Source organism: Lonsdalea britannica, assembly GCF_946477055.1.
Taxonomy (GTDB): domain Bacteria; phylum Pseudomonadota; class Gammaproteobacteria; order Enterobacterales; family Enterobacteriaceae; genus Lonsdalea; species Lonsdalea britannica_A.
Map to the genome: position 1 here is coordinate 1 of NZ_CAMKXG010000027.1, position 20,009 is coordinate 20,009.

The 20,009-nt window shown below is 57.6% G+C and carries 12 protein-coding genes and 1 pseudogene; 3 read left to right on the plus strand and 10 right to left on the minus strand.

Annotated elements, in window-relative coordinates:
- Nucleotides 1–181 precede the first annotated feature (181 nt).
- The 5 genes from glnB to purL form a co-directional block, all read right to left on the minus strand.
- A complete protein-coding gene (glnB, locus tag Q7O77_RS03640) occupies nt 182–520 on the minus strand; it encodes a nitrogen regulatory protein P-II (protein ID WP_085652721.1) in 339 nt (112 codons plus the stop codon).
- Nucleotides 521–625: 105 nt separating this feature from the next.
- Nucleotides 626–1,963 (minus strand): two-component system response regulator GlrR, encoded by a 1,338-nt coding sequence (gene glrR, locus Q7O77_RS03645; RefSeq protein WP_085652720.1) that lies wholly within the window; start codon nt 1,961–1,963, stop codon nt 626–628.
- Nucleotides 1,960–2,727, minus strand: a complete 768-nt coding sequence (locus Q7O77_RS03650; protein ID WP_304163663.1) for a two-component system QseEF-associated lipoprotein QseG — start codon at nt 2,725–2,727, stop codon at nt 1,960–1,962. The genes glrR and Q7O77_RS03650 overlap by 4 nt, the downstream gene beginning before the upstream one ends.
- Before the next feature lie 41 nt (nt 2,728–2,768).
- Nucleotides 2,769–4,208: a HAMP domain-containing sensor histidine kinase gene (locus Q7O77_RS03655; protein WP_304163665.1), complete on the minus strand. Its 1,440-nt coding sequence runs from the start codon at nt 4,206–4,208 to the stop codon at nt 2,769–2,771.
- Nucleotides 4,209–5,128: 920 nt separating this feature from the next.
- The gene (gene purL / locus Q7O77_RS03660; protein ID WP_304163678.1) at nt 5,129–9,013 is read right to left on the minus strand and encodes a phosphoribosylformylglycinamidine synthase; all 3,885 of its coding nucleotides are present in this window, start codon (nt 9,011–9,013) and stop codon (nt 5,129–5,131) included.
- Between the two features lie 280 nt (nt 9,014–9,293).
- Between purL and mltF the strand changes: the two genes are divergently transcribed.
- Nucleotides 9,294–10,760 carry a membrane-bound lytic murein transglycosylase MltF gene (gene mltF, locus Q7O77_RS03665; protein ID WP_304163667.1) on the plus strand — a complete coding sequence of 489 codons (1,467 nt, stop codon included), beginning with the start codon at nt 9,294–9,296 and terminating at the stop codon, nt 10,758–10,760.
- On the opposite strand, the gene tadA is transcribed toward mltF, so the two are convergent.
- From tadA to murQ, 3 genes and pseudogenes are all read right to left on the minus strand, one after another.
- Nucleotides 10,749–11,255 carry a tRNA adenosine(34) deaminase TadA gene (tadA, locus tag Q7O77_RS03670; protein WP_304163669.1) on the minus strand — a complete coding sequence of 169 codons (507 nt, stop codon included), beginning with the start codon at nt 11,253–11,255 and terminating at the stop codon, nt 10,749–10,751. The two genes, mltF and tadA, sit on opposite strands and share 12 nt — an antisense overlap.
- A 68-nt stretch (nt 11,256–11,323) precedes the next feature.
- Nucleotides 11,324–11,962: a phosphatidylglycerophosphatase C gene (gene yfhb, locus Q7O77_RS03675; RefSeq protein ID WP_304163671.1), complete on the minus strand. Its 639-nt coding sequence runs from the start codon at nt 11,960–11,962 to the stop codon at nt 11,324–11,326.
- Between the two features lie 73 nt (nt 11,963–12,035).
- Nucleotides 12,036–12,932 (minus strand): annotated as a pseudogene (murQ, locus tag Q7O77_RS03680) (N-acetylmuramic acid 6-phosphate etherase); the annotation flags it as partial.
- A gap of 249 nt (nt 12,933–13,181) precedes the next feature.
- On the opposite strand from murQ, the gene lapG reads away from it, so the two are divergent.
- Together lapG and lapD are read left to right on the plus strand one after the other, a co-directional pair.
- Entirely contained in the window at nt 13,182–13,820 is a 639-nt protein-coding gene (gene lapG, locus Q7O77_RS03685; protein WP_304163679.1) for a cysteine protease LapG, read from the plus strand.
- A 9-nt stretch (nt 13,821–13,829) separates the two neighbouring features.
- Entirely contained in the window at nt 13,830–15,779 is a 1,950-nt protein-coding gene (gene lapD / locus Q7O77_RS03690) for a cyclic di-GMP receptor LapD (RefSeq protein ID WP_304163673.1), read from the plus strand.
- A gap of 55 nt (nt 15,780–15,834) precedes the next feature.
- Here lapD and Q7O77_RS03695 read toward each other — a convergent pair whose 3' ends face one another.
- Entirely contained in the window at nt 15,835–16,176 is a 342-nt protein-coding gene (locus Q7O77_RS03695; protein ID WP_304163675.1) for a tryptophan synthase subunit beta, read from the minus strand.
- 91 nt (nt 16,177–16,267) lie between these two features.
- Nucleotides 16,268–20,009 (minus strand): Ig-like domain-containing protein (locus tag Q7O77_RS03700; RefSeq protein ID WP_304163677.1); only part of this gene is annotated, 3,742 nt, incomplete at its 5' end.

Sequence of the window (20,009 nt, forward strand, 5' to 3'; positions counted from 1 at the left end):
AGTCAGGCAGTCAGGCAGTCAGGCAGTCAGGCAGTCAGGCAGTCAGGCAGTCAGGTTAAACACAACAGCGGGCTGAGTACACCTGAACCAATGCCGACAACGTGTGACAACCGGCATTGATTCAGTGTGGCGTTCAGTGGTCCAAGAGCATGTAAAAAGCCCTTTAAGCCAGCGAAGACGCTTACAGCGCGGCTTCGTCCTCTTCGCCCGTACGAATACGCACGACCTGGCTGACGTCATAAACGAAAATTTTACCGTCGCCGATTTTACCGGTCTGAGCCGTCTGCATGATGGTTTCGACACAGGTATCCACGATATCGTCGGCAATAACGATTTCGATTTTGACCTTCGGCAAGAAATCCACCATGTATTCCGCACCGCGGTACAGCTCGGTATGACCTTTCTGGCGACCAAATCCTTTGACTTCAGTCACCGTCATACCGGTAATCCCTACTTCCGCCAACGCTTCACGAACGTCGTCCAGTTTGAAGGGCTTGATAATCGCATCAATTTTTTTCATCAAGAAATCCTAATCATCACTTTGTCACGGCCGTAGCCTGGCATCGTTTATGCGATGGGCCGCGCATCAACTCGCACCCGCTATCAGCACGATACTGACCCATAGTTAGTCTTTAAAATCATTGGCGTCCAGTTCATGGCGCGCCAGCAGTTTATAAAATTCAGTCCGGTTACGACCCGCCATTCGAGCCGCCTGGGTGACGTTGCCCTTGGCAATCTGCAGCAGTTTACGCAGATAGTTCAGCTCGAACTGATGGCGCGCATCCGCGAAGGTCGGCAACGCCGTATTTTCGCCTTCCAGCGCCTGTTCGACCAACGCCTCGCTAATGACCGGCGCGCTGGTCAATGCCACACATTGTTCGATCACGTTAACCAGCTGGCGCACGTTACCCGGCCAGCTCGCCGTCATCAAGCGTTTCATCGCATCCGTGGAGAAACTGCGCACAAACGGTTTATGGCGAGCCGCGGCCTCGCGCAGCAGATGGTTGACGAGCAAAGGAATATCTTCAGAACGCTCGTTCAGCGCCGGGATTTTCATATTCACAACGTTGAGGCGGTAAAACAGGTCTTCCCGAAACTCCCCTTTTTCCATCGCCTTAGGCAAGTTGCGATGGGTCGCGGAGATAATACGCACGTCGATATCCAGATCGTTGTTGCTCCCGAGCGGCCTGACTTTGCGTTCCTGCAATACGCGCAGCAGCTTAACCTGTAGCGATAACGGCATATCGCCTATCTCATCCAGAAACAGCGTTCCGCCGTCCGCCGCGCGAAACAGGCCATCACGACTGCTCACCGCCCCGGTAAACGCGCCACGGGCGTGTCCGAATAGCTCAGACTCCAGCAGCGGCTCCGGCAGTGCGCCGCAGTTGATCGCCACAAAAGGTTTATCAGCTCGCGGGCTGGCCGCATGAATCGCCTGCGCCAGCACCTCTTTACCGGTCCCGCTTTGACCATTGATCAACACGCTGACGTCCGATTGCGCGACCATTTTAGCCTGCTCCAGCAGACGTAACATCAACGGGCTGCGGGTAATGATCGTCTCTCTCCAGCTATCATCTCGAGCGGGCGCCGCAACCGACAAAGCCTCATCGATGGCCTGATAAAGCGCATCGCGATCGACCGGCTTGGTCAGAAAACTGAAAACCCCTTTTTGGGTCGCCGCCACCGCGTCCGGAATAGAGCCATGCGCGGTCAGAATGATGACCGGCATCCCCGGCTGTTGCTTCTGGATCTCCGCGAACAGCGCGAGGCCGTCCATTTCATCCATCCGTAAATCACTGATCACCAGATCGATTTTTTCGCGCACCAGCAAACGCAACGCCTCCTGACCGCTGGCGGCGGTAGTGACGTGGAAGCCTTCGCTGGTCAAACGCATTCCCAGCAGCTTCAGCAGGCTCGGATCATCGTCGACCAGCAGCAAGCTGGCGGATTGCCGTGTCGTCATGGATGGTTGACTCCCGTTTTCGAACTGGGCGGCGCCGGTGTGGTCTCGGCGTTCTGGGGTTTCGTATTCGTCTCTGACGATGAACGAGTCTGAGCGTTGCCGCGACGCTCCTCCCCGTCAGAAAAGTCTGCGGGCACCGCTTTGCGCGCCGACAGCTGACGTTCGATATCCGTCAGATTCTTCAACTTGCGCGTGGTGGTATCCAACTGCTCACGCAGCTGATTTTGCTGTTCCCGGAGATCGGCCAGCGCTTTATCGTGGTCGTCCTGCAGGCGCTGTACTCGCACTCGCTCTTCGTCCTGAAACGCGGTCAACTGCTGCTTGTCCATCCACAGTTGCAGCAGCGGAATCAGCACTGCCGGTACGTCTTCGCTCTCTTGTGCCAACCGGGCAATCCGCTGCCGCTGTTCCGCGGGGATCGCACCGGTCCGCTCACGCAGCAGGCTTTGTTTCCATAGCCCGGCCCAATCTGACGAAGATGGTGTCCGATTGGCCTGCATTAAGGCCTGCGACGGAGACAGTTGCGCCGCACAGTCCATCGCCCTCAGCCAATACAGGGAATTTGTCATCGCATTGCGGTTGTCTACCAGCCAGATCGTGTGGCAGTCCACGCTGCGGTAATCGGCCAACTGCTGATCGGGCTCGCGGTTGGCGTCAATGATCGTAGGCGTTCCGCCGCCCGCTTGCTGCGCGCAGCCGACTAAAAGGGGTGAAGAGAGCAGCATCGTTCGTAATACACGGCCCCATAGGGTTGAGGCTGTCACAGCATACCGACGGGGGGATAAGGAGCGGAAAAACCGTGCATTCATGCTTCATTCTCGGTGGTTAATGGCAATTCGATACGGAAACAGACGTCGGCATAGTCTACCGAGACCAGAGCCAGCTCGCCGCGCATTCGTCGAATGCAGTCTTGCGCGATACTAAGCCCCAGCCCACTGCCCTTGACGGCGCCTTTGCGCTGGTGCGCGCCCTGATAAAAAGGCTCAAAAATCATGCTGCGATCCGCTTCCGGTATCGGCGCTCCCGTATTGGCGACCTCGATTTGAAGGTGCGAACCGGCGCTCCGACTGCGCACCCAAATGTTACCGGATTCCTGCCCGTAGTGCACCGCATTGGAATAGAGATTATCGAGCACTCTCATCAACAGCGTAGTTTCCGCGCGGCATGCCGTCACATCCAGTTCAACATGCGTTTTCATCGCTTTGCCGCGCGCCGGCAGACAGTGATCGGCGACGACGGAATCCACGATCGCCGCCAGATCCACCTGCTCAAGTTCGGTCGGCGCATCGGCGAGCTGGCGGTTGTAGTCAAGCAGCTGCTCTATCAGCTGTAGTAGATGACGGCTGCTGCTGTCCAGAATCGTCACGACCTGCCGCTGGTCTTCCGTCAGCGGTCCCGCAACTTCGTCCGCAAGCAGCGACGTGCCCTCTCGCAGGCTTGCCAGCGGCGTTTTAAGTTCATGTGAAATGTGCCGGAGAAACTCATGCCGCTGGGCTTCAAGCCATGAAAGACGTTCGCTCAGCCAGATAATGCGCTGCCCCAGCGAGCGAATTTCTCGGGGGCCACGGAACGTGGGCGATGATCCTAGCGGCAACCCTTCCCCCAGACGGTTAATCATTCGCTCGACGCCCTTCACCGGACCGATAATCATGCGGGTAAACAGCACCACCAGCAGCACGCTGACCAGGAATAACAACAGCGCCTGCCAGCCGAAGAACTGGCCGCGCTCCGCGATAGTCCGCTGAAGCTGCTGCCCGCGGGAGAAGATCACTTCTCGCGTCACCTGCACCATCTGCGTGTTGGCCTGAGAAAAACGCTCAAGCAGCGACGCGGCTTCACTGCTCGGCGCACTGTTCTGGCAATCCATTTCCGCCAGTTGAGTCAGATACTGCCGCAGGCGCTGAGGTGATTGGGGATCGGGCAGTACCGGCGCATGCACGTCCAGCATCTGCGCATATTGTTTGCGCTGATTTTGATAGAGCTGAGACAGCGTGCGATCGTCCAGCACACAATATTGACGATAGCTGCGTTCCAGCGCCAACGCCAAACCAGCCATCGCCTCGCTGCGGCGGGCATCCGCCAGCGTGGTGCGGTTAATGATGGCGGCCTGTTCGCTGAGGGCTTTCAGGCTACCGTATGCCTGATAAGCCAATACCAGCAAGGGCAGCAGCACCAGCAAGAACGCCATGATGACCAGCTGTCGCAGAGATCGGGGGAACAAACGCCATCGTTTCAAAGAGATCATCTCATTATCTGTTCATGCGCTCGATGCTAGCCGACTGCGGCGAAAGTGCAATGTTTTCGCCAGCAACCTGCGAAGCGCGTGTCAGCGAATACGGCAACTTCGCCGCATGACCATAAAAACAGCGAAGCGCCTCGCAGAAAAGCCTTTTGAGTCGCCCCAAAAAGGCAAAACCCGGTCAAACGCGAAGTTTGACCGGGTCTTTGAAGAGGGGGTGCCTCACTCAACGTGTCGTCCGGTGTGTGATAAAGTTCGTTTGCACGCACAGTTATCGTAAATGTTGGACGATAGGCACCATTTCTTGTGGCGTCATTCCGGGCGTTATGAGCGAAAGCGGTGATTTTGCTTGGCCATCATAACCAGTTGAATGAGCAGCTGAATAAGCTATAGCATCTACCGTGCCATTAATCCACGTAACATCATAACTAATTGATGTTTAATTGAAATTAAATTTCATTTTACTTTTAGCCTCGGTTGGCTCCTTGCGGACAGGTCAGCCCCGGCTTACCCGTCTCCATTTCTGTCGCCAAAAACCGACACCACAACCCACCAAAAACAAAAACCTTAAATATCAATTAAATAGATGTCTCCATATGGAGACAGTGAAAAACAGCATTGTCGTGACTTTGAGACAGGCCGCTCAGATCGCGTACTGACAGAGGTTGAAGCCGCAACACAGCGGACTCTGACGGCATGCTTTCCGCGCGAACAACGCAACCTAATGTCGCCGCGCTCATCATCCACTCGAAAAAGCGCGCGTCATGCTGAACACTTCATCTCACGGCAACGCTGCATCATCAGACAGTTCGCCACAGCATCATGAAACGGCGTTACGCCCATAAAAAAACCGGACACCCAAGGTGCCCGGCTCTGAGGGGCTTCCGCCCCTTCTTCGCTTTGTGCTTCAGCTAAGCCGAAGTACCTTACCCAAGCTGCTTACGCGCGTTGCGGAACATGCGCATCCACGGGCTATCCTCGCCCCAGGAATCCGGGTGCCAGGAGTTGCTGACGGTACGGAACACACGCTCAGGATGCGGCATCATGATGGTGGCGCGGCCGCCGACGCTGGTGACCGCCGTAATACCGCGCGGCGACCCGTTAGGGTTGGCCGGATAGTTTTCCGCGACCTGACCGTAGTTGTTGACGTAACGCAGCGCCACCAGCTGCTGCTGCTCCAACGCAGCCAGCTGAGCGGCATCACGCACTTCAACCTGCCCTTCACCATGTGACACGACGATCGGCATACGCGAACCGGCCATATCCTGCATAAACAGCGATGGGCTCTGAGCCACTTCCACCAGACTAAAGCGCGCTTCGAAACGGTCTGACTTGTTGCGAACAAATCGCGGCCAGTTCTCTGCACCCGGGATCAGTTCGCGCAGCGTCGACATCATCTGACAACCGTTGCACACGCCCAGCGCCAGCGTTTGCGGACGCGCGAAGAACGACGAGAATTCATCGCGGACGCGGCTGTTGAAGAGAATTGACTTCGCCCACCCTTCCCCAGCGCCCAGTACGTCGCCATAGGAGAAGCCGCCACAGGCAACCAGCGCCTGGAAGTCCTGCAGGTCGCGTCGACCCGCCAGCAGATCGCTCATGTGTACGTCGATAGCCTCAAACCCGGCCCGATCGAACGCCGCCGCCATCTCCACGTGGGAGTTGACGCCCTGCTCACGCAGCACAGCCACTTTCGGACGCACCTGCGTATTGATGAACGACGCGGTAATGTCCTCCTGCGGATCGAAGCTCAACGAAACGTTCAGACCCGGATCGCTGTCGTCTTCTTTCGCCAGATGCTCTTCATCAGCGCACTGCGGGTTATCGCGCAAGCGCTGCATCTGCCAGGTCGTTTCCGCCCACCAACTGCGCAGCGTGGAGCGCTTCTCACGATAAATCACTTCCTCGCCCAGGGAGATGACGAACTGGTTGCCGGCTTCCGCGCGGCCCAGATAGTGTACGCACTCGGCCAGGCCAAAGTCGGCCAATACCTGTTCCACTTCCGCGCGTCGGGCGGCTTCAACCTGAATGACCGCGCCTAATTCTTCGTTAAACAGAATAGCCAGACCGTCTTCGCCCATACTGCCGATATCGGCTGACAGGCCACAGTGACCGGCAAAGGCCATTTCCGCCAGCGTCACCAGCAGACCGCCGTCAGAGCGGTCGTGGTAGGCCAGCAGCGCCTTGTCGGCGACCAGCTTCTGCATGGCGTTGAAGAATCCGGCCAGCTGTTTCGGGCTGCGCACGTCTGCGGTTTTACGACCCAACTGACGATATACCTGCGCCAACGCCGTCGCCCCCAGCGCATGATGACCGACGCCAAGGTCGATCAGCAGCAGGGCATTGTCTTTATCAGTGCGCAGCTGCGGCGTAACGGTATTGCGCACGTCTTCGACGCGGCCAAACGCGGTGATCACCAGTGACAACGGCGACGTCACGGCATGGTCCTCGCCGTTTTCCTGCCAGCGGGTTTTCATGGACATCGAATCTTTACCCACGGGAATGGTCAGCCCCAGCGCCGGACACAGCTCTTCGCCGACGGCTTTGACGGCTTCATACAGACCGGCGTCTTCGCCCGGATGCCCGGCGGCTGACATCCAGTTGGCGGACAGCTTGATGCGTTTCAGATCGCCGATGTGCGTCGCGGCGATGTTAGTGAGCGCTTCCCCTACCGCCAGACGGGCCGAGGCGGCGAAGTTACGCAGCGCCACCGGCGCACGCTCCCCAATGGACATCGCTTCGCCGTAGTAGCTGTCCAGACTTGCCGTCGTGACGGCGCAGTTGGCGACCGGCACCTGCCACGGGCCCACCATCTGATCCCGTGCGACCATACCGGTTACGCTACGGTCGCCGATGGTGATCAGGAAGGTTTTTTCCGCGACGGCCGGTAAATGGAGTACGCGCTCGATGGCATCGGCCAGATAGATGTTGTCGAAGTTGAGCGGTTTGCCTTCGTTGTGCAGACGGGTCACATCGCGCTGCATTTTCGGCGCTTTGCCCAGCAGGACTTCCAGCGGCATGTCGATCGGCTGGTTGTCGAAGTGGCGATCGTTCAGCGTCAGATGCTGCTCTTCCGTCGCCTCGCCAATGACGGCGTAGGGCGCGCGCTCGCGACGACAAATGGCGTCGAAGGTCTCCAACTGTTCCGGCGCGACCGCCAGCACATAGCGTTCCTGCGACTCGTTACACCACACTTCCAGCGGGCTCATACCCGGCTCGTCGTTCAGAATGTCGCGCAGTTCGAAGCGACCGCCGCGTCCGCCGTCGCTGACCAGCTCCGGCATGGCGTTGGACAGGCCGCCCGCGCCCACATCATGAATGAACAGGATCGGGTTTTTGTCACCGAGCTGCCAGCAGACGTCGATCACTTCCTGACAGCGACGTTCCATTTCCGGGTTGTCGCGCTGCACCGAGGCAAAGTCCAGATCGGCATCGGACTGGCCGGAGGTCATGGAAGACGCCGCGCCGCCGCCCAGACCGATATTCATCGCCGGTCCGCCCAGCACGATCAGCTTCGCGCCGATGGAGATCTCGCCTTTCTGCACGTGATCCGCACGGATGTTGCCGATCCCGCCCGCCAGCATGATGGGTTTGTGGTAACCGCGAACTTCCGTTCCATTGTGGCTGTCGACCGACTCTTCATAAGTACGGAAGTAACCCGTCAGGGCCGGACGGCCGAATTCGTTGTTGAACGCCGCGCCGCCCAGCGGGCCTTCCAGCATGATATCCAGCGCGTTGACGATGCGATCCGGCTTGCCGAAGTCCTGTTCCCACGGCTGAATGAAGTCGGGAATACGCAGGTTCGAAACGGAAAAACCCACCAGTCCGGCTTTTGGCTTAGCACCGCGCCCGGTCGCGCCTTCGTCACGAATTTCACCACCGGAGCCGGTCGCGGCGCCCGGCCACGGCGAGATGGCGGTGGGATGGTTATGGGTTTCCACTTTCATCAGGATATGTGCGTCTTCCTGATGATATTCATAGCGCCCCTGCGGATTCGGGAAGAAGCGTCCTACGGCGGAACCTGTCATGACGGCAGCGTTATCTTTATAGGCGGACAGCACGAAATCCGGCGTCTGTTCGTAGGTATTTTTGATCATTTTGAACAGAGATTTGGGCTGTTTGACGCCGTCGATGACCCAGTCAGCGTTGAAGATTTTGTGTCGGCAGTGTTCAGAGTTGGCCTGCGCGAACATGTAGAGCTCGATATCGGTCGGGTTACGGTTCAGACGGGTAAAGGCGTCGATCAGATAGTCGATTTCGTCTTCCGCCAGCGCCAGACCGAGACGGAGGTTGGCGGCTTCGAGCGCCTGACGCCCTTCCGCCATCATATCCACCCGCTGCAGCGGCGCAGGCTCGTGCTGAACAAACAAACGCTCCGCCTGCTGTAGTTCGCTGAACACCGTCTCCATCATCCGGTCGTGCAGCAGATCGCTCAGCGACTGCCACTGCTCTTCATTCAGCGTCGGCGCATAAATATAGAAGGCCAGACCGCGCTCCAGGCGGCGAACGGTGTTCAGACCGCAATTGTGCGCGATGTCCGTAGCTTTGGAAGACCAGGGAGAAATGGTGCCGGGACGAGGCGTGACCAACACCAGGGAGCCTGCAGGATCGTGTTCGGGGAGTGAGGGACCGTATTTCAGCAGGCGGGCCAGCTGCGTTTTTTCATCGGGGCTTAACGGGGCGGTCACGTCGGCGAAATGCACATACTCGGCATAGATATCGCTGACGGGCAGGAGATTGTCTTTGCAACGCGCCAATAGTTTGTTGATACGAAAAGCCGATAAAGCCGGGGAACCACGCAGTATTTCCATCATTTCACATTCTCTCGTCTTCGATGCACCGATAGCGGGGCACCATGGCGCTACAGGAGGGGGAACGCGGCACATTATAGAGAATACCGCCGCGCGACGAAACCGTTTGCGCGGCAATAGTCGAACATCTTTGATGATAGGTGACCAATTCGTTACCAGGGCAATAAAAGTTGCACCCTGGCGCTTTGTTACGCAAAATGCCCCGACTCTGGGACATTCAGCATAAGAAACTGCCTAATAGACAGACAGGCCTACAGGCCGCCGAGAGACATCAAATTACTTGAAGCGTTTAACGATAAATTATTTTTTCATCGGGGTGATTGCACTGTTATTGGCATTGGCGCTGTGGCCAAATATTCCCTGGCGCAGCAGCCAGGACGACCAACTCAGGCAAATCCTTTCACGTGGTGAGCTACGTGTCAGTACGGTTGTTTCTCCACTGACCTACTCCCTACACCGGGGCTCCCCGTCAGGGCTCGATTATGAACTGGCTAAACGATTCGCCGATTACCTCGGCGTCAAGCTGGTCGTTTCCACACGTCAGAACATTGATGAATTATTCAACGATCTCGACAACGGCGACGCCGATATGCTGGCGGCGGGGCTAATTTACAGCGACGACCGCACGCAGTCGTTCCGCGCGGGCCCCACCTACTATTCCGTCTCGCAACAGCTGGTGTATCGGCTGGGTTCGCCTCGTCCCACGTCGCTTGGCAAGCTCAAAGGCCGGCTGGCGGTGTTGTCCGGCTCCGCTCAAATCTCCACGTTGCGCGAGCAGCAGTCCAGGCTGTATCCCAATCTCACCTGGGAAACCAGCACCAATATCTCCGAGCTGGATCTGCTCAAACAGGTGGTCGACGGCAGGCTGGATTATACGATTGCGGACTCCATCAGCGTCGGGTTACTGCAACGCATCTATCCGCAGCTGGCCGTCGCTTTCGATCTCAGCGATGAAGAGCCGGTGAACTGGTATATGCGTCAGACCCACGACGACAGCCTGTCCGCCGCTATGCTGGACTTCTTCAGCCGGATCGGCGAAGACGGCTCGCTGGCGCGTCTGGAAGAAAAATATTTGGGCCACGTCGGCGAGTTCGACTACGTGGACACCACCACGTTTCTGAATGCGATCGACAACACGCTGCCGGGGCTGCGCTCGTTGTTCGAACGCTACGCCACGGAGATGGACTGGAAGCTGCTGGCCGCCATCTCTTATCAGGAATCGCATTGGAATCCTTTGGCGACGTCGCCGACCGGCGTACGCGGTCTGATGATGTTAACGAGGAATACGGCGGAAAGTCTGGCGGTGGTCGACCGACTGAATCCAGAAGAAAGTATTCGCGGCGGCGCAAAGTATCTGTCGCTGATGATGCAGCGTATGCCGAACACGATCCCTGACGACGAGAAAATCTGGTTCGCGCTGGCGGCCTACAATATGGGTTACGCCCATTTGATGGATGCGCGCAAGTTGACGGAAAAGCAAAAAGGCAACCCGGACAGCTGGGCAGACGTCAAAATGCGGCTACCGATGTTAAGCCAGAAACGCTATTACCAGCAGACCGCCAACGGCTACGCGCGAGGTCACGAAGCCTACAACTACGTGGAAAACATCCGACGCTATATGATCAGCCTGGTCGGCTATCTGACGGAAAAAGAGAACAAGGCGCAGCACATCAAGCAGGCGGGTGAAGGCTATCCCGCCGTCTCACCGGCGCTGGCGCAATCCGGATTGCATCCCTCAGGAAAGTGATTCCCCTTTGGCCGCCGCCCGGCGCGCCTTCTGCTGTTTCCGCCGCATGCGGAAAAAGTCGCTCAGCTGCGTTGAACACGCCTCCGCCAGCACGCCCGACGTGATTTCAATCTGATGATTCATGCCCGGATGACGCAGAATATCCACCAGCGATCCGGCCGCGCCCGTCTTGGCGTCGGCGGCGCCGTAAACCAAACGCCCAATGCGGCTATGAACCATCGCCCCCGCGCACATCACACAAGGTTCGAGCGTGATATACAGCGTACTGTTCAGCAGACGGTAGTTTTGCACCACCACGCCGCCTTGCCGCAGCGCCATGATCTCGGCATGCGCGGTGGGATCGTGCTGACCGATCGAACGGTTCCAACCTTCACCAATGACCTGGTTGTCCAGCACCAGCACCGCGCCGACGGGAACCTCGCCTTCGTCCCAGGCTCGTTGCGCCAGCGTCAGCGCGTGCTGCATCCAGAATTCATCATCATTTACGCTGTTCATCGTGCCTCTTCTGCCAGTCTATTCCTCGTAAGCGGCGGGCATTATACACGGCGCACCGCGCGGTGGAATTACTCCAGCTGTTGCAGGCGGCCTTGCGGGGTGACGCGCCAGCGATGCTCGCAGAAATAGAGCAGCGGGTTATCCTGTTTGCTGTCGCTATAACCGCTGTAAAGCTTCAGCGGCGCGCCCAACTGGCGTTCCATCTGCACCACTTTTTCCCGCCCCAGACAGCGTAATGTGAGCACCCAGCCGCCATAGCGCCGGGAAATTTGGCTGCCCATCAGCCGTACGCCCGGCAGAAAAGGAGCATCGCGATAGACGGCTTCCACCAGCCGCTGCGGCGAGCCGGTAACCAGCCACACCTGAGCATCGCTGGCGCTGAGATAGGTGGTCAGCCGCTGCTGCACCTGAGGAAACGGCGTCACCTGCTGACGAAAACTGTCGACGAACGCTTTTTCCAGCTGTTCGAGCTTCGCCTCGCCGCGACCCACCGTGATGGCCCACAGCAAGCAGCTCATCGGCCAGCGTGCCGCCCTACCCCAGCACAGCAGCGAGAGCATTACCACAGGCAGTACGGGAATGACCACCAGCAAATTCAACGGCAAACGCCGGATCAAATAACGCAGAAAACTGCCGAACATATCCTGCTGATGCAGTGTGCCGTCCAAATCGAAAAATACGACGCGCAAAGTTTGCTTATCGTTCAAAACGGGCTCCTTATAGATGACGGGAGCGTCCCCGCCTCGTTTTGCGGTAATCAGTGGTGAAAGACGAATGGCGCTATTCCTGTATGGCGTCGCGCAGGTATCCCTGATGACGCGCCAGCTTTTCCTGCGCCTGAGCGGCGTCGCAGCCGGTCAGGAGCATGACGATGGCCGGTTTGACCTCAAACCCCGTCTGTTCCAGCGCCTGCCGCGCGACGTCGCGCTCCACGCCGGAGGCTTCCACCACGATACGACAGGCGCGATCGACCAGCTTGGCGTTGGTCGCTTTCACATCCACCATCAGATTTTGGTACACCTTGCCCAACCTGACCATCGCACCGGTGGAAATCATATTCAAGACCAGCTTTTGGGCGGTGCCGGACTTCAATCGCGTCGAACCGGTCAGCACTTCAGGACCGACGACCGGGGAGATGGCGATCTCCGCCAGTCGGGCAATGGGCGATGCGGGGTTACAGGAAATCGCCACGGTATGGCAGCCGATGCGGTGCGCATACTCCAGACCGCCAATCACATAGGGCGTTCTGCCGGATGCCGCCAGCCCAATCACCATATCCTGCGCAGTCAGCGACAGCGCCGCCAGATCGGCCTCGCCGCCCGCGGGGTCATCTTCCGCGCCTTCCACCGCCTTCAGCAAAGCGCCGGGACCGCCCGCGATCAGCCCGATCACCCGGCCGTGTGCGATGCCGAACGTCGGGGGACACTCCGATGCATCCAGCACGCCCAAACGGCCGCTGGTGCCCGCGCCTAAATAGATCAGGCGCCCGCCCGCCTTCATGCACGCGGCGGTGACATCCACTGCCTGCGCAATCGCTGGCAGCACCTGCCGGATCGCTTCCGGCACCTGGCGGTCCTCTTCATTGATGAGGGCCAGCATGTCCAGCGTCGCCATACGATCTAAATCCATCGTCGCCGGGTGACGGCTCTCTGAGACTAATGCCCCTAAATCCATACACTTCCTCGTTTGTGAATACGAAGCTGATACGTGTCAGCTTCGTGATAAATCAGTCGTACCTGCTATCGTTATCACATGGCACTTTTCAGCCGTTCAAAGTAAGCTATGCGGCAGCGGTCTACAATGCCTGATTGTTCAGGCGTGGAATTCAGACCACAGAGTCCGGACTCACCGGTGGGTAACAGAGACGTCACGTTGAAATTTCATGCGCAGCGCCAGTCATTAGTTCATGTTCTATTAAACCTCTTCATCGGCAGCCTGCTGCTGGTGGCGGGTACGCTATATGCGGACTGGAATTTCTCCGCCATCAACTCAATCACCGATCAGCGATATGGTCAGGCTACGCCGGAAGCACGCCAGCGGATAGCCGCCTGGCAAGCGTTGATGCAGGCGCAGCAAACGACTACGGAAAGTCAGAAGCTGGAGTCGGTCAATCGCTTTTTCAATGACAGGATAGCTTACCGGGAAGATATCGACGTCTGGCAGCAGGAAGATTACTGGGCCACGCCAATCGAGATGTTACGAAAGGGGATGGGCGACTGCGAAGACTATGCGATCGCCAAATATCTGACGCTGATCCACCTTGGTGTCGAGCGTGAAAAACTGCGTATTACCTACGTTAAAGCGCTGAGCCTAAACCGTGCGCATATGGTGCTCAGCTATTACCCTTCACCGAACGCCATCCCGTTGATCCTGGATAGTTTGATCACCGAGATCCGTCCCGCCACCCAGCGTAACGATTTGCTGCCGGTCTATTCCTTTAACGGCGACGGACTCTGGCTGCCTGGCACGGGCGGCAACCGACGCGCTGGCGACAGCAAACGCCTGTCTCGCTGGCAGGACTTATTAATTAAAATGCGCGCAGAAGGATTTTCTCTTGATGAGTAGGATGGGGCTATGTCGCTATTTAAACAATTACTGATAGCCATCTGTTTGTTTATGCTGTTCATTTTCAGCGGTAGTTTTATCGCCAATCTGGAAAGTTCACGCGATCAATATAACAACCAGTTGCACTCGCACGCTCAGGACGCCGCCACGGCTTTGGGCGTCGCGCTCACGCCGAATATCGACGATCCGGCGATGGTGGAACTGCTGGTCAGTTCTATTTTCGATAGCGGCTATTTCTCCAGCATTCGCGTCATCGATCTGGAAACCCAGAAGGTGACAATGGAACGCGTCACTTCGCCGGAAGTATCGAGCGTTCCCGCCTGGTTTGTCCGATTGGTGGATTTACAGCCCGGTAATGGACAGGCCATCGTGATGCGCGGCTGGGAACAGGCGGCGCGGGTCGAGGTGGTCAGCCACCCGATGTTCGCCATCGCCAGACTGTGGCAAGGCACCTCCGCTTCGCTACTCTGGCTGCTGTCGTGCGGCGGCATCGGACTCGTGCTTGGCGCCTTGTTCCTGCGCCGACAGCTGCGCGCGCTGGATGACATGGTCGTACAGTCGCTCGCCATTTGTCGTCGCGAGTTCCTGAGCATCCCCAAACTGCCCAAAACGCCGGAGCTGCGCCGGGTCGTCCAAGCCATGAACCTGATGGTCACCAAACTTCAGTCCCTGTTCGAAGAGGAAGCCCAGCGAAGCGAGCGCTTACGTCAGGAAGCCTATCAGGATCCACAAACCGGACTGGCCAACCGCCGCGCTATGGATATCCAGCTGGAAACTCGCCTGAGCGATGAAGAAGCCTCCACCGGCTATCTGATTATGCTGCGGTTGCAGGATCTGGCAGGCATGAACCAGCGTCTGGGCGCGGCCAAAACGGACGCCCTGCTGGCCTCCGTCGCACAAAATATTTTGAAGTGCAGAAAACGTTATGTCGAAGCCGACAGCCTCGCCGCACGTATTCGCGGCGGAGAGTTCGCCATTTTCTGTCCCGGTTTGGTACAGAAAGAGGCGCAGGCGCTGGCCGACGAACTGTCGAACCGGATTGAGGCGCTGTTTCTGACCGGCGAGACCGACGTGTCGCCCGTCGCCCGCCTGGCGCTGGTGTCATTCCAGCACGGGGATTCGCCAGCCTCGTTGTTCATTCGCGGCGATCGCCTGCTGATGAAGGCGGAACGCAATTCGGATATCCATGCAGAAGAAGAGGAAAACGGCCAGGAGTCCCAATGGGTGGCGGACCGACATCACTGGTTTACCCTGCTGGATCCCTTGCTTGCGCAAGAAAATATCCAGCTGTTCCTACAGCCGGTCATGGATTGCGCTCAGAAAGGTCAGATTCTTCATCACAAGGTGCTGGCCCGCATCCTCGACCAGCAAGGCAACACCATCAACGCAGGGCAATTCTTGCCGTGGGTCCAACGCTTTGGATGGAACACGCGTCTTGATCAGGTCATGATGAAACACGCCCTCGCCTACTTGCAGCGCTATGACGGCACGCTGGCTTTAAGCCTGTCCGGCAGCACGGTATTAGACCTGCAGCTGATGGCCGAATGGCTCGCGCCGCTGAAAGCGCATCCGCAGCGGGCCTCGCGCTTGATTCTGGAGCTGGACGAAAACCAGCTGCCCGATGCACAGCAGCTCGATCTGTTGGTGAAACTGCTCAACGAATTCGGCTGTAAACTGGGGCTGCAACACTTCGGCGGCCGCTTTACCATCATCGGTAATCTGTCGAAATGGGGCCTCGCCTATCTGAAAATCGACGGCAGCTATATTCGCGGCATCGATCAGGCGGAAGATAAGAAAGTGTTTATCACCGCGCTGCAACGGGCGATGAATAGCATTGATTTGCCGCTGATTGCGGAACGGGTAGAAACGGAAGGTGAACTGGAAGAACTGCGTGCGCTGGGTATCAGAGGCGCAATGGGCCGACTGTTGGGAGAGCCTTTCCCGGTGATCTTTTCCTGAGTCTAAGCCGCTGACTTGCCGGTTTCGGCAAGTCAGCCTGCATTATGACTGATGTTCAAAACATACTCTCTTCGTCATCGCGAATCAGCGCATCCAATCCCCCTAACGCTTCACGCGCCTGCGCACGCTGAATCAATTTCAGCTGTGCCGCCTGTGGGAAATCCGTGATATTCAGCAACCCTTTGCTGGTCAGCACCTGAATCAGGTCTTCCAGCACACGCACCATTTCCAGATCGCTGCTGCGCAGTTGTTCCAGACTAGAAAGAATCGACTGTTGATTATTCATCCACGCCTGTGCCTCAACCGAGTCCTGCGGCAGTTCGCCGTTCATCCCATCGAAGGGGGAACGCTCCACATGAACCAGGTTACCGTCGTTATCTCGTAATATATAAAACATAGGCTGTCCTTTTACATACCGCCAATAAGGAAACCGGACGCATAACGTCCGGTTTTCCTTTTTATTGCCTATTGCGAGTGAGTCTTGATGACTAAGCGCTATGTTCCGGCTTCGCTATCAGGCTTTCCAGAGAAGGCATCGTCCCGTTGTAATGCTCCAACGTGATAGATGCATCCGGCGTTGCGCCGCCTTGCTCTGTGAACTGGCCTTGGGTACTCACCTCAATCGTCGGCGAACCTTGGTTATCCACAATGCGGATATAGTGGCTGATATCCGTGCCCGATTCCAGCTCGCCGACCAGATCGCTCAGGTCGATGCGGTCGCCTTCCGCCGGGTTGAAGTCCTTGATGGTGTCGAATCCGGTATCGCCTGCTTTCCAGACGAAGGTATCCGCGCCGCTGCCGCCGATAAGCGTGTCGTTGCCGACGCCGCCTCTCAGCACATCATCGCCGCTTCCGCCATACAGGATATCGTCACCCAAACCACCATCCAGGTTGTCGTTGCCGCCCTGTCCGTACAGGATATCATTACCCGAACCGCCGCTGATCGTATCATTACCGCCCGCAGAGGTGGCAACATCGAATTCGGCGCTGTGTCCGTTAATGTAGTCATGTACCTGCTGTACAGAGGCGGTGGTATCCGACCCCAGATGCAGCTGGTTGCCGACATACTGCTGCAAGGCTGGCAGACCATTGCCGTCGATGCCGTCGAACGAGATCGAGTCGCCGAACAGGATATCATCGCCGTTACCGCCCAGCAGCGTGTCGTGACCGCCACTCAGAGACTGGTTCGTTCCCAGAATGGCTTCGGACAACTGCGCCGGATCGATGTGATCCAACACCACGCCGTCGCTATCGTAGTTTTTCAGGCTCGATGCGTTCAACGAATCACCCACCCCAATCGCTTCCACATTCGATACGTGCTGCAACAATGCGTAGCCTTCAGAGGAGTTCGACATCGTCGACGAGTTCGCGTTGTACCCGGTACCTGCCAGATGCGAGATCTCGTAAGTGCCGTCGCCTTGAGCGTGGACCTGACCGATCACCGAGCGCGTTACCCCACCCCGACCTGAGTTGGAGTAGTAGTACACGTCGCCGGTGCTGCTGATCACCTCACGGCTCACCCCAGAAAGGTTCATATAGTAGGAATGGCCCGGTTGGTAATCAAACGAGTCGATATCCAACGTCGTACGGCTGTTGACCTTGATCGTATCCGTTTCGCCAGCCTGATAATAGGTCGGTTCACCATCCGTGATGAAGTAGGTCAGATTGGTACCCGGGTTGCTTTCCACGGTAGTGCTCTGGAACCAGTTAGCCGCCGTTTTGAACACATCCTCGTAGTTCGTCCCGCCGCCGGAAGTCATTGTTTCCAGCGCCGCCACCAGCTTGGACAAGGCGTTCGAATCCGACAGGTTGACGGAGATGGTCTGACCGACTTTAGTATCGAAATCCGCCAGGAACACATTCACCGAGCCCGAATGGACATCCGACGTGCTCTTGATCAGGTTGTTGAAGACATTGGTCAGCGAAGACACCGTCTTGCTGATGCTGTCATTCGACATACTGCCGGAGGAGTCCACCAGGAAGGCAATATTGTAGTTTTGCCCTTCCATGATCTGCAGACCGGAAACATCGCCAACGATCAGATCGTTGCTGTGCGTACCGGTCAGCACATCGTCACCCGTGGTCCCCATCGTAGCGCCGAACTGTTCGACTTCCTGCGAAGAGTAGCCGGTCGACGAATCGTAGTTCGCCACTTCGGTCGCCGTCGCCTGCGCAATGATATCGAACTTACCGGCGTCGACAGGCGTCTGGATGGTGATGGTTCCGGCTAACGTATCCAGATGCTGAGCATTGGTAATCAGGTACACGCCATCCGCGCCGACAGTGACCGTCACGTTATTGATGTGATCGGTCAACACGGACCCTTCTGGAATTCCCGTCAACGTAATGCCCGACAGCTGCTCGCTGCCGTCAAGGTCGGTCAGCGCGGCAGACACGGTTAACTCATGCTGCTGATAACCAACCTGCTCCGCGACGGACTCTTCCTTGAAGTCCTGTTTATCTGCCGCGATGTAGCTGCCGTCGCCGTAGATAATGCCATCCAGATGGTTCGCGCCACTAATCAGCGTATTGCCCTGATACGTGATGTTCACAGAGTCATACGTATTCACGTTGGTAGCGGCATTGTTGTTCGGACCAACGGAGGCGGCATAGCCATCAGCCGTCGTGCCTTCAACAAAGATGTAGTCAGGACGCGTTCCAGACGCTTCCGTCCCGCTGTTGCCGGTGACCGCGTTCAGCGGACGCCAGTTGCCATCCTGAGAATAGCCGCTGCCGTTATGGACGACGAACAGGTCGGTGTACTGGCTGCTGGTGCCGGTAGAGTTCCCCTGACCGTAGTAAGCGACTACGCCGTTACCCACAATTTCAGGCACCGTATCGCCCTCGGACAGCCAAATGCGCACATTGTCGCCAATACGCACAATTTTGCCGTCCTGAACGTCGAAACCGCCGTTTTCACTACCGCCGTTGACCTTAATGTAAGACGGCGTCGTCGGCACCGTTTCACCGCTGGTGATATCCAGTGATACCACCGGCGTATCCGCTACCGGCGTCACGTTTACCGTCATTTCGCCCTGAGAGCCGGTGTTGCCCGCGGCATCAACCGGCTGCCAGCTCAGCTCCGCCAGTCCGTTGCCGGACACATTGGCAGCAGGAACAAAGCGTAACGCGGTATCGCCCGCCGTAAACTCCTGACCCACGGTAACCTGATGCCATTCCCCGCCCTGGCTGTAATAGAACGAGCCCGCGCTGGCATCCGGCAGCGAAGAGATCACGATGCTGCTGGTGTCGGAGGACACGCCCAGATCGCTCCAGGCGATCGACAGCGCCGTATCTTCCGCGACGGTCAGCGTATGGCTGCCGCCGTCTGGACCGACCGTATCAACCCCGTAGGCGTGATCGGCCGTTGCCGTAGCCACGTTGCCCGCCATATCCAGCGTCGTGACGGAAGCATGGATCTGCGAGTCACCCGCCAGCACGCTACCCGGAACATTGACGCTCCAGATATTGCTGCCGTCTGCCGCCGCAACCACGTTCGTTTGATACGACTGGCCGCCTACGGTCACCGTGACGATATCGCCGACATGTACGTCGTTGCCCACACGACCGGTGATGGTCTGGGTCTGACCCGATTCCGCCAGGTTAATGGTGTTATCCGCCGTGACCGCGTCAATTGTGATGCTGGCTTCCGGCGCAGACGTATCAACCGTGTAGCTATGGTCTGCCGACGCCGTTGCCGAGTTGCCCACTACATCCGTGGTGGTGACTTCCGCATGAATCTGCGCGTTACCGGCCAGTACCTCGCCCGGAACATTCACACTCCAGACGGTATCCCCATCATCATTGACGGTGACTTCGGTCTGGTAACTTACGTCGCCCACTTTGACCGTCACAATATCGCCTGCCTGCACGTCATTGCCGACGTGGCCGGAGATCGTCTGGGTTTGTCCAGACTCCGCGATGTTGATGGTGTTGTCGCTGGTCACATCATCGATGGTGATGCTGGCATCCGGCAACACGGTGTCGACCGTGTAAGTATGGTCGGCGGTCGCCGTCGTCGCATTCCCTGCTTCATCGGTGGTGGTTACGGCGGCATGAACCACGGTATCCAGAGCAAGCACGCTGCCCAGAATAACGACGCTCCACACTTTGGCGCCATCCGCCGCCGTAGTCACATTGGTCTGATAAGACTGACCCGCGACGTTGACCGTCACCGTATCGCCGACACGTACGTCGTTGCCGACACGGCCAGAGATGATCTGCGGCTGG

Bases quoted from the DNA above. Each gene is read 5' to 3' on its own strand.
- Q7O77_RS03695 (WP_304163675.1), bottom strand. From the start codon at position 16,176: ATGTTTTATATATTACGAGATAACGACGGTAACCTGGTTCATGTGGAG.
- purL (WP_304163678.1), bottom strand. From the start codon at position 9,013: ATGGAAATACTGCGTGGTTCCCCGGCTTTATCGGCTTTTCGTATCAAC.
- glnB (WP_085652721.1), bottom strand. From the start codon at position 520: ATGAAAAAAATTGATGCGATTATCAAGCCCTTCAAACTGGACGACGTT.
- glrR (WP_085652720.1), bottom strand. From the start codon at position 1,963: ATGACGACACGGCAATCCGCCAGCTTGCTGCTGGTCGACGATGATCCG.
- tadA (WP_304163669.1), bottom strand. From the start codon at position 11,255: ATGAACAGCGTAAATGATGATGAATTCTGGATGCAGCACGCGCTGACG.
- lapD (WP_304163673.1), top strand. From the start codon at position 13,830: ATGTCGCTATTTAAACAATTACTGATAGCCATCTGTTTGTTTATGCTG.
- Q7O77_RS03655 (WP_304163665.1), bottom strand. From the start codon at position 4,208: ATGATCTCTTTGAAACGATGGCGTTTGTTCCCCCGATCTCTGCGACAG.